This is a genomic window from Pseudomonas sp. p99-361 (assembly GCF_003935475.1).
In the GTDB taxonomy this organism is placed as follows: Bacteria; Pseudomonadota; Gammaproteobacteria; order Pseudomonadales; family Pseudomonadaceae; genus Aquipseudomonas; species Aquipseudomonas juntendi.
The window spans coordinates 13838-29259 of record NZ_RHQO01000059.1 but is presented as its reverse complement, the minus strand read 5'-3'; the positions used below and the strand labels follow the sequence as shown (position 1 = coordinate 29259).

At 55.7% G+C, this 15422-nt stretch carries 13 protein-coding genes and 2 pseudogenes; 9 read left to right on the top strand and 6 right to left on the bottom strand.

What is annotated here, in order from left to right; genetic code table 11:
- A partial coding sequence (locus EGJ22_RS26625; protein ID WP_256671875.1) for a reverse transcriptase domain-containing protein occupies window positions 1-1314 on the bottom strand: 1314 nt, incomplete at its 3' end.
- 155 nt (window positions 1315-1469) lie between these two features.
- Here EGJ22_RS26625 and EGJ22_RS20525 point away from each other — a divergent pair.
- The 4 genes from EGJ22_RS20525 (at window position 1470) to EGJ22_RS20510 (ending at window position 4896) form a co-directional block, all read left to right on the top strand.
- Window positions 1470-1790, top strand: a complete 321-nt coding sequence (locus EGJ22_RS20525) for a transposase (RefSeq protein WP_125920380.1) — start codon at window positions 1470-1472, stop codon at window positions 1788-1790.
- Window positions 1787-2122, top strand: a complete 336-nt coding sequence (gene tnpB, locus EGJ22_RS26620; RefSeq protein WP_003189483.1) for an IS66 family insertion sequence element accessory protein TnpB — start codon at window positions 1787-1789, stop codon at window positions 2120-2122. The genes EGJ22_RS20525 and tnpB overlap by 4 nt, the downstream gene beginning before the upstream one ends.
- Window positions 2123-2185: 63 nt before the next feature.
- A complete protein-coding gene (locus tag EGJ22_RS20515; protein ID WP_103462861.1) occupies window positions 2186-3721 on the top strand; it encodes an IS66 family transposase in 1536 nt (511 codons plus the stop codon).
- A 131-nt stretch (window positions 3722-3852) separates the two neighbouring features.
- On the top strand, window positions 3853-4896 hold the full coding sequence (locus EGJ22_RS20510; protein WP_125920379.1) for a hypothetical protein: 1044 nt from the start codon (window positions 3853-3855) through the stop codon (window positions 4894-4896).
- Window positions 4897-4976: 80 nt separating this feature from the next.
- Here EGJ22_RS20510 and EGJ22_RS20505 read toward each other — a convergent pair whose 3' ends face one another.
- The 5 genes and pseudogenes from EGJ22_RS20505 to EGJ22_RS26615 form a co-directional block, all read right to left on the bottom strand.
- The gene (locus EGJ22_RS20505; RefSeq protein WP_102083535.1) at window positions 4977-5705 is read right to left on the bottom strand and encodes a M48 family metallopeptidase; all 729 of its coding nucleotides are present in this window, start codon (window positions 5703-5705) and stop codon (window positions 4977-4979) included.
- On the bottom strand, window positions 5695-8808 hold the full coding sequence (locus EGJ22_RS20500) for a type I restriction endonuclease subunit R (RefSeq protein ID WP_125920378.1): 3114 nt from the start codon (window positions 8806-8808) through the stop codon (window positions 5695-5697). The genes EGJ22_RS20505 and EGJ22_RS20500 overlap by 11 nt, the downstream gene beginning before the upstream one ends.
- A complete protein-coding gene (locus EGJ22_RS26005) occupies window positions 8802-10019 on the bottom strand; it encodes a restriction endonuclease subunit S (RefSeq protein WP_102083537.1) in 1218 nt (405 codons plus the stop codon). Before EGJ22_RS26005 ends, EGJ22_RS20500 begins: the two co-directional genes overlap by 7 nt.
- The gene (locus EGJ22_RS20490; RefSeq protein ID WP_102083538.1) at window positions 10016-12427 is read right to left on the bottom strand and encodes a type I restriction-modification system subunit M; all 2412 of its coding nucleotides are present in this window, start codon (window positions 12425-12427) and stop codon (window positions 10016-10018) included. Before EGJ22_RS20490 ends, EGJ22_RS26005 begins: the two co-directional genes overlap by 4 nt.
- A 342-nt stretch (window positions 12428-12769) precedes the next feature.
- Window positions 12770-13085 (bottom strand): annotated as a pseudogene (locus EGJ22_RS26615) (histidine phosphatase family protein); the annotation flags it as partial.
- Window positions 13086-13199: 114 nt separating this feature from the next.
- Here EGJ22_RS26615 and EGJ22_RS20480 point away from each other — a divergent pair.
- The 5 genes and pseudogenes from EGJ22_RS20480 to EGJ22_RS27005 all read left to right on the top strand — a co-directional run bounded on the left by EGJ22_RS20480 (window position 13200) and on the right by EGJ22_RS27005 (window position 15209).
- A pseudogene (locus EGJ22_RS20480) lies at window positions 13200-13381 on the top strand (hypothetical protein).
- 96 nt (window positions 13382-13477) lie between these two features.
- The gene (locus EGJ22_RS26000; RefSeq protein WP_158619540.1) at window positions 13478-13651 is read left to right on the top strand and encodes a hypothetical protein; all 174 of its coding nucleotides are present in this window, start codon (window positions 13478-13480) and stop codon (window positions 13649-13651) included.
- Between the two features lie 26 nt (window positions 13652-13677).
- A complete protein-coding gene (locus tag EGJ22_RS20475; RefSeq protein ID WP_054572137.1) occupies window positions 13678-13980 on the top strand; it encodes a nucleotidyltransferase family protein in 303 nt (100 codons plus the stop codon).
- A 70-nt stretch (window positions 13981-14050) separates the two neighbouring features.
- Window positions 14051-14446, top strand: coding sequence for a hypothetical protein (locus EGJ22_RS20470; protein ID WP_054572138.1), 396 nt, complete (start codon window positions 14051-14053; stop codon window positions 14444-14446).
- 592 nt (window positions 14447-15038) lie between these two features.
- Window positions 15039-15209, top strand: a complete 171-nt coding sequence (locus tag EGJ22_RS27005) for a helix-turn-helix domain-containing protein (RefSeq protein WP_125920377.1) — start codon at window positions 15039-15041, stop codon at window positions 15207-15209.
- The last annotated feature ends 213 nt before the right edge of the window (window positions 15210-15422 follow it).

Sequence of the window (15422 nt, the reverse complement as noted above, 5' to 3'; positions counted from 1 at the left end):
CGGGCAAGGCTTTGTTTTCCACCCGTTCTTGTCCGAGCTGGTCTGTGTGCTGAGGGGTGAGTTGGCCAGACGGTTACCTTTCGTCCTGAAACCCACCACGCTGTCGTCCGCATAACGCACAATAATTACATCGCCACGGGCATGCCGCTGGCGCCACTGCCTTGCCCACAGATCCAGCACGTAGTGAAGATAGATATTCGCCAGCAATGGCGATATCACTGCGCCTTGAGGCGTCCCCTTGGTTGCAGCAACCCTACGGCCATCTTCCATAACACCCGCCTGAAGCCATTTGCAGATAAGCCCGAGCAGGCGCCGGTCTGCAATCCGGTGTCCCAGAAACATCAGCATCCATTCATGGTCGATCTCATCGAAGAACGACGTGATATCCGCATCCAATATCCAGTTCACCTTCTGACCCTTGAGCGCGACCGTCAGCGCATCCAGCGCATCGTGCTGGCTACGTCCCGGCCGAAACCCATACGAGAAACCCAGAAAGTCCTCTTCATAAATCGCATTCAGAACGGTAACGACTGCCTGCTGTACGATCTTGTCCTCCAGAGAGGCAATGCCCAGCGGACGCTGCCTGCCGTCGGCTTTGGGAATGTAGACCCGCCGCGATGGCGTTGCCCGATAGGCTCCACCGTGGAGCCTTGCGTGCAGATCAGTTACCCGCTGGAGAAGACCTTCCTCGTATTCCCGCCACGACATGCCGTCCACGCCTACTGCTGCATCCCGGCGCAGAGCATAGAAACTCTGCGCCAGTAACTGCGGTGTGATGTGGTGCAGCAAAGCCGTGAACTGCATGCCCTTGTTTCTTCTGGCTGCTTCACGTACACCTTCAAGTCCCATCGACGCGCGACTGATCCGGCTCAGTGTCCGGGGAGCGGGAGGCTTGTTGGTGTTTCCCTTGGCTACGTCCCTTTCCTCCACTATCTCCGCAGGGCCAGGCCCTTTGTTCGATGGCTTCTCAGGTACTACGGACGTATCCGACTTCTCGGCAGCGTAGGCAGCAGGGTTACAGCTTTTGGCCTTTCCTGCTCCGCCCGATGCTTGCGCACCGGGCGCCGCTGAGATCTCCCAGTTTCCGTACGAAGGACTTCCCGACGTGCACAGGGTCTCCGACCGCGCGGGATCAGAGCATGACTGGCGTATAACGCCATGCTCCGTATTGCCTTCTGCTTCGCTTAACAGCATCGGCATCCCGAATTCCTGATTACGCGGCTCAATGGCTGGCCCATCGGTTTCCCCTGTCAACGCTTCACCCTGCACCTCACGGTGCAACATGCATGACTCGGGGTCTGGTTGATTCGCCATTTCTTACCAGTATCGAACTTTCATCGACTATCCTCCGCCAGCTTTAACTGGCGCTCTAAGCGTCCGGTGAACTCACCTTCCGAACTCCAGCTTTAAGGGCGATGGTGTCCGCGTATTTTTAAGCGGACGCGATCACCCTTATCGCCAGGATTTCCATGCGCCAACGAAGCTCTTATCCGAAACCGTTCAAAGCCCAGGTCGTTCAGGAATGCCTGCAACCTGGGGCGACTGTCTCAAGTGTCGCCATCAGCCACGGCATCAATGCCAACGTCATCCGCAAATGGATGCCGCTCTATCGAGACCAGCCCGCAGCGACTTCACTACCGGCATTTGTTCCGCTAAAAGCCGCACCTAAACGGCCAACCGAAGCGTCAGTGATCATCGAGTTGCCCCTGGCCGGCCAAGTGATCACAGTGAAATGGCCAACCTCAGATCCCGAGGGCTGCGCGCAATTTATCCGGGCTGTGGCTCAATGATCCGCATCGATGCGATCTGGCTGGCCACCGAGCCGATGGATATGCGCGCCGGTACCGAAACCGCATTAGCCCGGGTGATCGCGGTGTTCGGTGCGGCGAAGCCGCACTGTGCTTATCTGTTCGCCAATCGCCGGGCTAACCGGATGAAAGTGCTGGTGCACGATGGCGTGGGCGTCTGGCTTGCCGCGCGGCGCCTGAATCAAGGCAAGTTTCACTGGCCCGGCATTCGCCATGGCTGTGAGGTCGAACTCGACAGCGAGCAACTCCAGGCGTTGGTGCTGGGCCTGCCGTGGCAGCGGGTCGGCTCAGGCGGCGTGATCAGCATGCTGTAACCGCCGGCCATTTGGCCGGTCTGCTTGTCGTCGTATCAAGCTTGCTCTGGCACAATCGGCGGCATGACTTTCTCGCCCAACCTCGACCAGATGACTCCGGAACAGCTTCGTGCTTTGGCGGCACAGGCGTTGCAATTGCAGTCCCAAGTCGAGGCGATGAGCAGGAAGATCCAGAACGATGAAATTCTCATCGAACAGTTCAAGTTCGAAATCGCCCTGCTCAAGCGCCACAAGTTTGCCAAGCGCAGCGAGCAGATCAGCCAAGCGCAAGGCAGCTTGCTGGATGACCTGCTCGACACAGACCTTGAAGCTATCGAAGCAGAGCTGAAACAGCTCCTCCCAGCTTCGCCACAGGCCGAGCCACGGCAATCCCCGAAACGTGCGCCATTGCCGCCACAGTTTCCACGCACGGTGATTCGTCACGAACCGGAAAACACTCAGTGCGCCTGTGGCTGCCAGCTTCAACGCATCGGCGAAGACGTCAGCGAGAAGCTGGATTACACGCCGGGCGTGTTCACTGTCGAGCAACATGTGCGTGGCAAATGGGCCTGCCGTCAGTGCGAGACACTGATGCAGGCGCCGGTGCCGGCGCAGGTTATCGACAAAGGTATCCCGACCGCAGGCTTGTTGGCTCACGTGATGGTGGCGAAGTTTGCCGATCACTTGCCGCTGTACCGGCAGGAGAAAATCTTTGGCCGCGCGGGGCTGGCAATCGCTCGCTCGACCCTGGCCCAGTGGGTCGGACAAACCGGTGTGCGGCTCCAGCCGCTGGTCGATGCGCTGCGTGAAGCCGTGCTGAGACAAGGCGCGATTCACGCTGATGAAACACCGGTGCAAATGCTTGCGCCGGGCGAGAAGAAAACCCACCGAGCCTACGTCTGGGCCTACAGCACGACGCCGTTTTCGGCGCTCAAAGCCGTGGTGTACGACTTCAGCCCAAGCCGTGCCGGCGAACATGCACGCAACTTCCTGGGCGACTGGAACGGCAAGTTGGTCTGCGATGACTTCGCTGGCTACAAAGCTGGTTTTGAGCAAGGCATCACTGAAATCGGCTGCATGGCCCACGCCCGTCGCAAGTTTTTCGATCTGCATGTCGCGAACAAAAGCCAGTTGGCCGAACAAGCGCTGCACTCGATCAGCGGCTTGTACGAAGTCGAACGCCAAGCGCGAGACATGAGTGATGAAGATCGGTGGCGAATACGTCAGGAAATGGCGGTACCGATCAGCAAAAAACTGCATGACTGGATGTTGGCCCAGCGCGACCTGGTACCCAACGGATCAGCCACGGCCAAAGCCCTCGACTACAGTCTGAAACGCTGGGTAGCGCTGACGCGCTACCTGGACGATGGGGCTGTGCCCATCGACAACAACCAAGTTGAAAACCAGATACGACCATGGGCACTCGGGCGCTCGAACTGGTTATTTGCCGGGTCGTTGCGCAGCGGCAAACGAGCAGCTGCGATCATGAGTTTGATCCAGTCGGCGCGCATGAATGGGCATGATCCGTATGCCTATCTCAAAGATGTACTGACGCGGTTGCCGACGCAACGGGCCAGTGAGATCGGGCAACTGTTACCGCATCAGTGGGTGTCTGCCTAACTTACGCAAGGTGAGTTGGGCGGACGCTTACCCCGTATCGACTCCGTCCATCCAACCACCGGATCCTTAACCACACCGATGAGCGCTCGATAATCGAGATGCTGATGAAAGGTGAGGCAGGGATTGGGGAGATGGCATTCAAGATCTTCCCTGAGATGACCAGGGAGGCGGCGACCGAGTTGCTCAAACTCCACCTGGACGCTGACCGCACGTCGCCGGCGAGCCTGCCATTGAAGTTCATGTCATGGCTGTGGGAGCAGGGCATCAAAGCGGGCAATCCTGCAACGGTTGGAGAGCCACATCCGCTGTTCAAGATGCTCCAGAGCATGACCGGAGGCCTCGACTGGTCGAAGTGGTTGAACAAGTTCTTTGGGGAGGGGTTAATCCCGGAGGGCACCACGCTCGGTGAAGCGATGCTCAAATTGTATGATTCCAAGGCGCTGAATCAACGCGTCTTCTGGACAAGTGACTTAGGCGCCGCCCTTGGCGGAGCGAAGAGGCGAATGCTCGTTGCAGCAACGATGGAGCTTGGCGTCGAGCTCTACGCGTTCCTTGAGGGCGTGAAGAAGGGGCACATCTCCTGGAACGGTGACGTTCAGTTGATGGCCAAGCAAATTAAGGCCTGGCGCGATCAGCCGAAATACATCGACATGAAGCTCATTGCCCAGGGCTTTGCAGCCTCTGGCGGTATTGTCCGGGCCGGCCTTTCTGGTGACGTCCTTCAGATCAACTACTTTTCCCTGGGACTGATGCTAAAGCATCTGTGGTCGCACGGCAGTGTCACTGACCGGCATATGGGAAGACTGATCGACTTCTCCCGGCAGGACGCCTCAGCAATCCTGGCTAACTTCACCGCCAGCACCGGGATCCCTGTACGACCAAAATTCACGCTCATCAAAGGAGACCTGCATATGGACACTCTGAGAACTCGCGTCATCAACGCCGGCTGCCACTCCACCCGTGTTCGGGTTCTGATCCAGAACCTACCAGAACAGATGGCCGACATTGTGGATCGGTATGAAAAAGCGTCCAAGAAAGCCGCAGGTGTAGGTCAACTCGAAGCTATTTTCGACAAGATCTGTGAGAGCTGGTACCTGGATGACGTTGATGATGACCTGCAGGCACTCAAGCAGTTGAAAGCAGATCTGGCGAAGGTTGAGAAACAACTGGCCTGACGCCTACCCAACCTCACCCAATCCTGCCTAAGTTAAGGGCTGCAGTATTGTGTTCAGGCGTGCGGAAAAGCATGGTGATTCTAGTAATCCCAGCACTCTTCAGCCAACCACGACCTATTCAACTCATCGCGATGTGCTTGCCATTGCGGCAAATGCTGATCTATCAGGCTGCGAAAACGGTCGTTGTGGTGGCGTTCGATTAGGTGCAGCAGTTCGTGGACGAGAATGTATTCCAGGCACTGGACAGGCTTTTTAGCTAGTTCCAAGTTAAGCCAGACGCGGCGGGCAGCAATGTTGCAGGTGCCCCACTTGGTTTTCATCTTCTTGATACCCCAAGCATTCGCCTCAACTCCCAAGATCGGCTGCCATTTGGCTAGCAGCGAGGGAATCAGTTTTTTAAGCTCGGCGCGGTAGAAGGCTTGCAGCAGTTCTTCACGCCGCTCCGTGCTGGTCTCCGGGCGTACGAACAGATCCAACACAGCTTTGCCCCGCAACGCGACCTTCATCGGTGTGCTACCTTCGACTACACGTAGACGATAACGCTGGCCCATGAAGTAATGGCTCTCGCCACTAACCATGCGCCGCTGGGATTGTCGCGGCTGGGCTTGAAACTTGGCGCGCTGGCGTTTGATCCAGCCGAGTTTGCCAACCACTGCTAAACGCACAGCATCGTCGCTGACGGCCAATGGGGCCGCCACGCGTACCCGACCCAAGGGCGGATAAACGCCTAGGTGCAAGTTTTTGATGTTCTTGCGCACCACTTCAACGCTCAGGCCGTTGACCGTGATGCTGTGGTTGTCAGTAGTCACGTTGGCTCGTTATCAGTTCTAGCAGTTTATCCAAGGCCTTCTGGGAAGAGCCTGAGTGGTACTCGCCGGCAAGCTCTGCCGCATCGTGGCCGGCTGCATCAAGTACATCTTTAAGCGCCAGACGCACCTTGCGTACCTTGAAAGCGTTATTGCGCCAATCGTCCTGACGGTTGGCCAGCACTGCGTTATCGACTGCCAACGCTAATCCGGCGTTTCTATCCAGGTTGTCGTACAGCGCCTGCCGAGCCCCGGTGTTCATTGTCGATGGATAGCTATTGGTGCTGCTGGGATTCTTGGCCTGTTTGGCCAACTCAACAACCTCCTGCAAATACTCTTGGTAGCTGATGGCATCTTCTTTTCGCTTGGCGATCAAGGCATCTAGCAAGGACGACATGGTCTCGTAATATTTTGGGTTGATCGGCGACTCATCGATGATCAGCTTGCGCACGTTGTTCTCGATGGTTTCTGCCACAGCCTCCTGGCTGCCCCGAATGCCCTTCGGCAACGCCTCTACCGCTTCAACGCCGCGCTCTACGATAAGCTGAATCAGCGACATATCATCGAATGCCGAAATTTTTTCGCTCTCTTCAGCACGGATGTAGGTGTCAATCAAAAAGCGCATGTCAGGCTCATAGGCCTTAAGGTCGATGTAGTCGCCACTGGCTACCTTCACTTCGTCACGCACTTTGTTGTAATGATCGACTTCGTCTTTGATTTCGCCAATTTGCTTGGCGCTGTAGCCTGCCTCCTTTAGCTCATTGGCTACACTGGCAAAGCAGCGGATCAAGGCAGAGGTCATCTTGTACAGATTCAACCGGCGCGGCTCGTTGGCCTTGAGCTGCTCGGCATTGCCCGATTCAGATCCGCAGAAATAACGCAGGTAAGCTGGCGTATCTCGTGGCCGATCAACTGGTTCACACAGCGCCTTGATGGCCTCTCGCGCATCCTCAAGGTCATCGCGGGCATTACTGAGACGATCCTCCAGCAGACCTGCGACATCGGCTTTATCGAAGCCATCCAGGGCGTTGCTAGTGTAGTCGTCAATGGAGTTTTCTAGCTGTTTGAACAGATCTTTGTAGTCGACAATGTAGCCGTATTGCTTGTCTTCACCATCGAGGCGATTGACCCGGCAGATGGCCTGAAACAGGCCGTGGTCGCGCATCTGTTTGTCGATGTATAGGTAGGTGGCTGATGGTGCATCAAATCCAGTCAGCAGCTTATCGACCACAATCAGCAGCTTCATCTGCCCCGGTTCTTTGATGAACTTCTGCTTAACCTCTTTCTCGAACACCTCTGGATCTTTGCCGTTCAACATCTGGTTGTAGATATTGTATTTGCGGAGCTTCTCGGTCAGCCCCTCACCTGTAGCCTCGCCCTTGATATCAGCCGGCGATGGTTTGTAACTGGTTACAATGGCGCAGGTGTCGGCCATACCGGCCTTGGCGAATAGCTCATAGCATTTGCAGGCCTCGAAGATGCTGCTGGTGACCAGCATGGCATTGCCCCGGCCATTGGCCAGGCGGTCACGGGTGGCCAGGTCGAGCATGATGTCGGCGACGATTTTCTCCAGCCGCGACTGGCTCGACAGTACCTTTTGCATACTGCCCCAGCGCTGTTTTAGCTGTGCCTTGGCCAAGCCATTCAGACCCTTGGTTTTGGCCTCAAACCACTGATCGATCTTTTTCTGCGAGGTGATGTTTTGGTCAATGTCGCGGGCTTCGTAGCGTAAATCGAGCACCACCCCATCCTTAACAGCCTCATCAAACTTGTAGGTGTGGATATAGCCGCCGAACACCTCGATGCTCTTTTGCTTGTCTGCCTTGAGCAGCGGTGTGCCGGTGAAACCGACAAACAGCGCATTGGGCAGAATCGCCTTCATCGCCTTGTGTAGCTCGCCAGACTGAGTACGGTGGCACTCATCGACGAACACATAAATATCACCCTTGGCTCGAAAATCTGCAGGCAGGTTCTTACGCAACTCCTCAAGGAAAACTTTGATATCCGGGTTCGCTGATTCGTCTTCTTCGCGGCTGCCAAATTTATGCACCAACGAACACAACAGCCAGGGCGCTGGCTGATTCAGTTTGGCGATCAGGTCAGCGCCGCTCTGGCTGCGGTAGATTTGCTCATTGACCCCGGTAAAGACCTTTTCTATCTGCTCGTCCAATTCGGTACGGTCGGTGATGATCAGTACCCGAGAGTCCTGGATGTTTTCACGAATCCACTTGGCCAGCCAGACCATCGTCAGTGACTTACCGCTGCCTTGCGTGTGCCAGATGATCCCGCCCTCGCGGCGGCGCAAGTAATCCTGGGCGGCACGCACTCCGAAATACTGGTTCTGCCGGCAGAGCTTTTTCACACCGCTGTCGTACGCCACATAGTCGTGCACCAACTCCAGCAAACGGCGTTTGCTACATACCTGTTGCAGGTGGCGATCCAGCAGGTTCTCGACCGGGCTATCTTCCTTCCAGGTCAGGAAATACTTCTCTCCTGTCTGGATGGTGCCGTAGCGCATGCCCTGTGTGTCGTTACCCGCCATCACCAACTGCATGGTGGAAAAGAACGGCTGGATGAATTCAGGCTTCTGGTTATCTAGGCTCTGACGAATGCCCTGATTGACTGCCGTTCGGGAACGTTTCAACTCCAGCACGGCCAAGGCGATACCGTTGATGTACAGCACGATATCCGGGCGTTTGGTGCTAGCCTTAGCATCTGCACCCTTAACCGTTACTTCCTCGGCCAGCGCGAAGTGATTGTTCTCTGCGTTTTTCCAGTCGATCAGCCACACGGTTTGGGTGTTCTCGCCCACCTCAGGCTTGACCCGCACGCCGTAGCGCAGCAGCTCATACACCGCCTTATTGCGGTCATAAAGGCTCTTGCTGGCATCGGCGGCTACCTTGGTCAGCTCGAACAAGGCGCGGGTAATCAGAGAGGCATCTACACCCTGCTTGGTCAGCCAGGCGCGGAGCAGCTCTTGCTCAATGTTGGCGTTGCCAGCGCGATCCGCCCAGTCACCTAGATACTCGTAGCCGAGGGTGTGCTGGAACAGCGCAACCACGCGGCCTTGGGTCTTGCGTTCGATCTGGCCAACTGTGATTAGCATAACTTTGCATCCTGCGAGTTTTGAGATAACCGAATCCTGCCGGTCAGTAGTTCTTGCATCATGCCTTGCCTGAGTTCACGGGCTTTGTTGCGACGGGTTTCGAGGGTGAGGAGCTCGGCGTCCATGTCCGCGAGGACGTTGGCGATGGCGGATTGTTCGGCCTGATTTGGCATTAGTACCTCAACGCTCGCCAGCGCATTTGCGCTGATGTGTACTACTGCATCACCTTGCCCACGGCTCGCTTTTTGGCGTTTTACTGCAGGAGTATTCAACGCGTAGCCTAGGAAAAGGGAGTCCACATTTTTCGGTCTGAAAATGACGATATCGCCACCAGCATAGGCTTCCATATGGTCAACAAAGGAGACGCATTTACCGATATCCTCTTTGGTTTCTCCTGACCCAGCGAACAATATATCGCCACACTTAATAAGCGTAGCAGTTTCCGCTACCGCAACGGAAATATACGACTTGAACTCGCGGATATAGTCGTTATGTGCCGTGTAAATTTCACCATAGCGAATACATGGAAGGTCGCCACTCAATGACTGGTCACGCGTCACGCCAGAACCTTTGAGGAAATAGCCAATTTCTCCAAGGCGCTTCCTCTCCCATTCCCCACTAAATCCCGACAGGCGTTGTAGGCCGTTGAGGAGTTGTTGCATGGTGGCTTGTTTGATGTCGCGCTTTTTGGAGATCAGTTGATCTAGTCGGCTGATCATGGTGTCTATATCGGATAAAACGATTGCGATGGCACGCTGTTCATCAATTGAGGAGGGAAGGCCTATCTGCATTTCAGTAAGCGTCCCCATAACAATATATGGAGTATTACCAGCATTTACCTCTGTTCGCAGGCGCTCCTGCAATCGCTGCCCCATGTACATCTTTAAATATGTGATATCTGCAGAGAACTCACTAAGAACATAAGTTCTTTGGTACGCATTGAATTTGCCAAGGTAGTAATGAATATAGCCAACATTTGCGCCGTTTCCCGACACCAATAAAGCTTCGGTATCAAATGCATAGTCATTTATTTTATAGACGTCTCGAGCACACGTGAAAAAAGGGTATGCACCATCTTCCACCATGGCGTTCGCATCAAGTTTTCCTGTAGTTATTTTTCCAGTTAGTTGGCCCAATGACTTTACAGACCAATCCTCCGGAATCACCCCGACTTCGGTCAGTTTGTACCCCGGCCTAACCTGCGAATTCATAGCGCATACCCCATCTTGGCCAGATGATCGTTCACTTTGGAAGCCAACACCTCAACCTCGACCGCCAGTTGTGGCAATGGCGTGGCGTAGCGTTCAGCCAGTTGTCGGATGCGTGAGGTCAGAGCTTGGGAGACACGATCCAGTTCGGTCTGAACATCCAAGGCCAAGGTCGCGAGCCATTTGTCTTCAATCACTAGGGTTTTGATATCCGCTTCGCTGAGTTGTGCGTATTGCTTGGCGACTTTGATGTCCAGGGCCTTTTGCGCCTCTTTGACCTTTTTGCCGGCAGCGGCTTCTTGCTCCAGCACTGCGAGGTAACGCTGAAGGGCAGCGCGCTCATCGGCGGCAGCTAGGTCGTTTTTTATCGCCTTGATGCGGTCTTTTACACTTTTGGCGGTCAGCTTGCCTTTGTCGGTTTTGCCCTCGGCTAACAGACCGTCTTCGCCACCGTGCTCTTCGTCCAGCTCTTCCAACTGGCGGCTAAAGGCATCGCGGGCGGCCTCCAGCTGTTCGATTGCTTCGGAGTCAGTAGCGAAGTAGCGCTTGATTAGCAGTTCTGGCGGCAGCAAATCGGTGTTCGGTTGGCCTTGGTTGGCACCATCAACAATCAGCGCCTGCCAGCCGTCACTGACCAGTTGATAGAGATCGTCCTGCATGGTTGTAGCCCAGTAATCGAGCAGGTGCTGGTACACGTCGTAGGCATCCAGCAACGGGGCTTGGGCGAAGATGGCGAGCAGGTCTTCGGCCAGGCTGTCGATTAAAGCCTTGGGTTTGTCGCCAATTGCGATGGCGTGCATATCTGGACGATTGCGGGTTTTCCAGCCTTCAAACAGCTCGGTGATGGTCTGGTTGAAAGTGGTGAATTCTGGGTGGTCAAAAATGGTCGGCTTGATCTCGCCAATAGCCCCTTGCAGCTGGCTGTAGCCAGCCCGTGCGGGGGCAAACAAGCTAGCGCGCACCGCCGGGATAACCTGCCAATAGGCGGCTAAAGCGTCGATATCTCGGTTGGGAATACCGCCTTGCAGGTGGGCGGCAATGTCTTGCAGGTCTTCGGCGGCGCTGGCATCGATATAGCGCGGGATGTTGAGGTTGTAGTCGTTGTCAGCAATCTCGGCCAGGGGCACTAGGCGGGCGTATTTGGCTACTTCATGCTGCTGGGTAAAGGTGTCGACGATTTTGTGAATGTCTTGCTCGCGTAGGCGGTTTTTATTGCCATCTTTAATGAAGCCTTTGCTGGCATCGAGCATAAAGATACCTTTGCGGCCATGGGCGTGCTCTTTATCCAGCACGATGATGCAGGCCGGGATGCCGGTGCCGTAAAACAGGTTGGCCGGTAGACCGATGATGCCCTTGATAAAGCCATGCTCCAGGATGCGCTGGCGAATAGCGCCTTCGGCACCTCCACGGAACAGCACGCCGTGGGGCAGAATCACCGCGCCCTTGCCGGAGTGCTTGAGCGAGGTAAGGATGTGCAGCAAGAAGGCGTAGTCACCATTCTTCTCGGGCGGGATACCAAGGCCGAAGCGCTCAAACTCATCTTCAGCGGGATTGAAGCCGTTACTCCAGGCTTTGGTTGAGAACGGTGGGTTGGCGACGACGAAGTCAAAACGCTTGAGCTGGCCTTTGAACGGGCCATGGGCTTCGGTGAAGTACGGCGCAGAGAGGCTGTTGTCCTTCCAGATGGTGGCCGTCTCGCAGCTGTGCAAGATCATGTTCATCTTGGCCAAGGCGCTGGTGGCGTTGTCCATTTCCTGGCCGTAGATACTCAGGTCGAGATTGGTGGCGTGCTTGGCTTCGTCGTGGGCTTTCAGCAACAGCGAGCCAGAGCCGCAGGCTGGGTCATAAATAGTCTGGGTGCTATCGGTGGCGGCGTTAATGCCGATCACCTTAGCCATGATCCGCGAGACTTCTGCGGGGGTGTAGAACTGACCCTTGCTCTTGCCAGACTCGGTGGCGAAGTGGCGCATCAGGTATTCGTAAGCATCGCCGAGGATGTCATCACCCTGAGCGCGGTTGCTTTTGAAATTGAGGCCGGGTGAGTCGAAGATGCTGACCAGATTGGACAGCCGATCCACCATCTCTTTGCCTTTGCCAAGTTTCTCGGCATCGTTGAAGTCGGCCACATCGATCACGCCGGTCAGGCCGTTGGCCTCGGCAAGGGTGCGAATAATGATGTTGAGCTTGTCGCCAATCTCCTTGTCGCCTTTGAGCGCGATCATGTCGGCAAAGCCACCTCCAACCGGCACCTCAAGCATGGCGCTGTGGTTGCCGGCGTACTTGTCGGATACGTACTTCACGAACAGCAGCACCAGGACGTAATCCTTGTACTGCGAAGCATCCATACCACCACGCAGCTCGTCGCAGGATTTCCACAGGGAGGAATAAAGTTCTGATTTTTTGATGGCCATGGGGGGACTTACTGCCTTAGCAAAAAGGGGGAATGAGGTGACCAAAGTGACCAGATATTGCGCCTAATCGGTGGCGCAAATGGTCTGCAAGGGCTGTGTGTCGATTGATTCGAAATATGAACCATTGACCAGGGAAACCTGAGGGCTAGCTGCAAAACTGGATTGCTGCGTGTGAAGACGCCGCTCTGCGGCCTGTATGCAGACGCTTGCAAGCCCTTGAGTTCGTCGCGCTTGTGACCGAGGTAGGTCATGTCCTTGCTGATACTGCTGCTCCATGCTGCCTTCCGCGCGCTCGGTGATGCCTAGTATTGTCGTGATATGGGAGATATGGCGCAACCACTGCCAGTAGGCCTTCACCCAGCCTCTACGCTGCTCCAGCGTCGTATCTACACAACGCACGTGCCAGGTAGGTAAATTCGTGAATCGGCCAAGTCTCGAAAGCGGCAGCGGGATAGAGGGCCGTTGTGGCCAGCGCGGTCGCTTGGGCGCGTAGGAACGGCGAGGCCAGGATGAGGCCTGGTGCGCTGGTGATCGATTGAGCGACCATACGAGCTTGCTCCAGGCCTTTTGCCTTCAAAGTAAAGCTTGCGTGATCCTTGGTGGGTTCGCCTGCATTGGCGGCGCTCTCGCCGTGGCGTATCAGCCTGACGTTCTTCATCGACTATCTTTCCCTGATTCACGTTGGCTGGATCGAATAATGCTGGCATGGCGTCGTGTGGGGTAGTCATGGCGAAAGGGAGAGATCGTGAAAAGAGATCTGAGCAAAGTGCTTATGCCCAATCACCCCCTGTATACGGAGGCCGTGAAAGCACTGAAGTTGTACCACCAAGCCCAGGCTGAAGGGGTAGTTGGAGCGGAGCTGGAGCGCCTCAAGCTGATGGCCGAACATCGCTTCAAGCCGTCACTGATTACCAGCTCCAAGCCCTTGGCGGGCCGGCAGCGAAAGGCCATTAGCAACCGGCCTTGGAGATCGGTCGCCAACATGCAAGGTGCAAAACTTGCACTTTGCCTCCTACAATCCACTTGTGACAACAGCTGACAAACCGATAGGTGGACAAGGTGACTCGTTGTGCTCGAACCGATCCGGAAAAAGCTTCTCCTGACGCTTATGATCAAAAGATGGCTCGCCGTCGCCCTGTATTCTTGAATCAGGAAACGCTTGATAGCGTTGCTCGCGAGCATCAGCTTCATCTGCAAAAGCTGAGTGAAGAAACTTCAGCTTGAGGCGCGCTCGAAGGCCAGTAAACCCCATGAAGCCTAGCGATGCGATCCGTGGCAAAGAAGGAGCCATAAAGCGCCTGGTCGAATCCTACGGCTTCGTATCCCCACAGCTGTTTGGCTCGACTGTGCGAGGTGATGATCAAGAAGGTAGCGACCTCGACATCCTCGCCACCATTCCCTCCAGCAAGACCGGCACAATCTCGCTTTTCGACATCGCCGACCTTGAAGATGAGCTCCAGGTACTGATCGGCGTACCAGTGGATTTCAACATCGGCAACAACATGCCCGAACACTTCTGGCAGGAGATCGAGAGCAAGATGATCGAGCTCTAGCTACCACGCCTATTCGGAAAGGTCAGATGGCCGCGTGAGATGTTTTTGATAACAGAAGGAGGGGCGAGACGTGGTGACTCATCACCAGCTGCGCAGCCTGGAAATCGCGAAGCGCAGAGCCTTGTGGGCGCTTGCTGATCTGCAGCCTGGAGACTCTCGCGCTGAACTCCCGCTGTTGGAGATCGATGAGGTTGACCAGGCCCTGAAGGCATTAATGAGCGGTAATGAGCTCTCGAGCCAGGAGCTCGTCGATTCCATCACAACGCAGTCCCATAACGGCGTTCGCCTGGTTATTGAAGACAGCATTCCCGAGCCTTGGCGGCAGCGATTTGCGGCTGCGAGCATTGGCTCTACCCGCGTGGCTGCAGGGCCGTACTTCCACGATTTCGAGAAATTCGTTCTGACCTGGGGCGCTGAAATGGCGCACTTGGAAGCACACCGTGCGAGCCGGCAGGGCTCGAAGTGAAGAGGACGCTCTTGGGAATGGCTGAGGCAGGAGAGCTGCTATTGCAGCAAACTCTCCAAGCGATACGTGCCCATCACCAAGCCGTGGACGAGGGGAAACCAGCCGACGAGGTAGAAAGGCTCCGCCTGGAGGCTGATCACCTGTACCAGACCGTCATCGACTACCAATTGCACAAGGCCGGCACGCTTGGGCAGTCAGTCCACTGATAGATGGATTCACCTCTAGGCGCGCGGCTCTTTTCAGTCGGCTTGATCCTGTCCCCATCCTTGACTATGTAGTCCAACGCGGTGGTACGTGAACGATGTCCTGTCATCTCGGAATGCCAATCTTGAACACGGTGTGTCGAATCTGGGTAGCCGTTACACGCTCAAGCTTGACGTCTGCTTTGTGGGCCAAGGCGGTCAGCATTCAGCTCAGAGCTGTCGGTGGCATAGGGCGCTTTCGATCTTTGTGAGAGTGGAAGAGTAGGTCTCCTTCGGAGAGCTTACTGGCCCGCGCATACTTGGCGATCACGCCTTGGCAGCTTTCAGGTAGAGGAATGGACTCATCGTGACGTGTCTTTTGGGATCCTCCGAGCAAGTTAGCTTCTGGCGTGCAGAAGCTAACGCACTGGCTCGTGCAGAACACAGACCGGTCTGTGGCCCAGATCGCATACGAGTGCGGATTCTCCGATAGCACCCACTTCTGCAAGAGCTTCAAGAAGCGCTTTTCGATTTCACCTGCGCGGCTTCGCAAGCAACACAGGGAAATGGGCTGCGTCTAGCTCGATCAATTGACCCGCTGATGTTCACGCGGGCTGCTACAGCGGTCTCTTTAGACCCCGGTATTCAGCTCCCAAAACGCCCCATCCTGGCTCAAGGACAATTGTCGCGGCGAGTCGCAATCTGGCATGAAGGCGGCGCATTGGGACGGTTCGCCATGCAAAAGCGGCACGTACATTGCTGATGTAACGAGTACAGCAAAAGGCAGCCTTATC

What these genes read in the sequence shown, in the direction of transcription:
- EGJ22_RS20525 (WP_125920380.1), top strand. Translation starts at nt 1,470, where the DNA reads ATGCGCCAACGAAGCTCTTATCCGAAACCGTTCAAAGCCCAGGTCGTT.
- tnpB (WP_003189483.1), top strand. Translation starts at nt 1,787, where the DNA reads ATGATCCGCATCGATGCGATCTGGCTGGCCACCGAGCCGATGGATATG.
- EGJ22_RS20515 (WP_103462861.1), top strand. Translation starts at nt 2,186, where the DNA reads ATGACTTTCTCGCCCAACCTCGACCAGATGACTCCGGAACAGCTTCGT.
- EGJ22_RS20510 (WP_125920379.1), top strand. Translation starts at nt 3,853, where the DNA reads ATGGCATTCAAGATCTTCCCTGAGATGACCAGGGAGGCGGCGACCGAG.
- EGJ22_RS20500 (WP_125920378.1), bottom strand. Translation starts at nt 8,808, where the DNA reads ATGCTAATCACAGTTGGCCAGATCGAACGCAAGACCCAAGGCCGCGTG.
- EGJ22_RS26005 (WP_102083537.1), bottom strand. Translation starts at nt 10,019, where the DNA reads ATGAATTCGCAGGTTAGGCCGGGGTACAAACTGACCGAAGTCGGGGTG.
- EGJ22_RS20490 (WP_102083538.1), bottom strand. Translation starts at nt 12,427, where the DNA reads ATGGCCATCAAAAAATCAGAACTTTATTCCTCCCTGTGGAAATCCTGC.
- EGJ22_RS20475 (WP_054572137.1), top strand. Translation starts at nt 13,678, where the DNA reads ATGAAGCCTAGCGATGCGATCCGTGGCAAAGAAGGAGCCATAAAGCGC.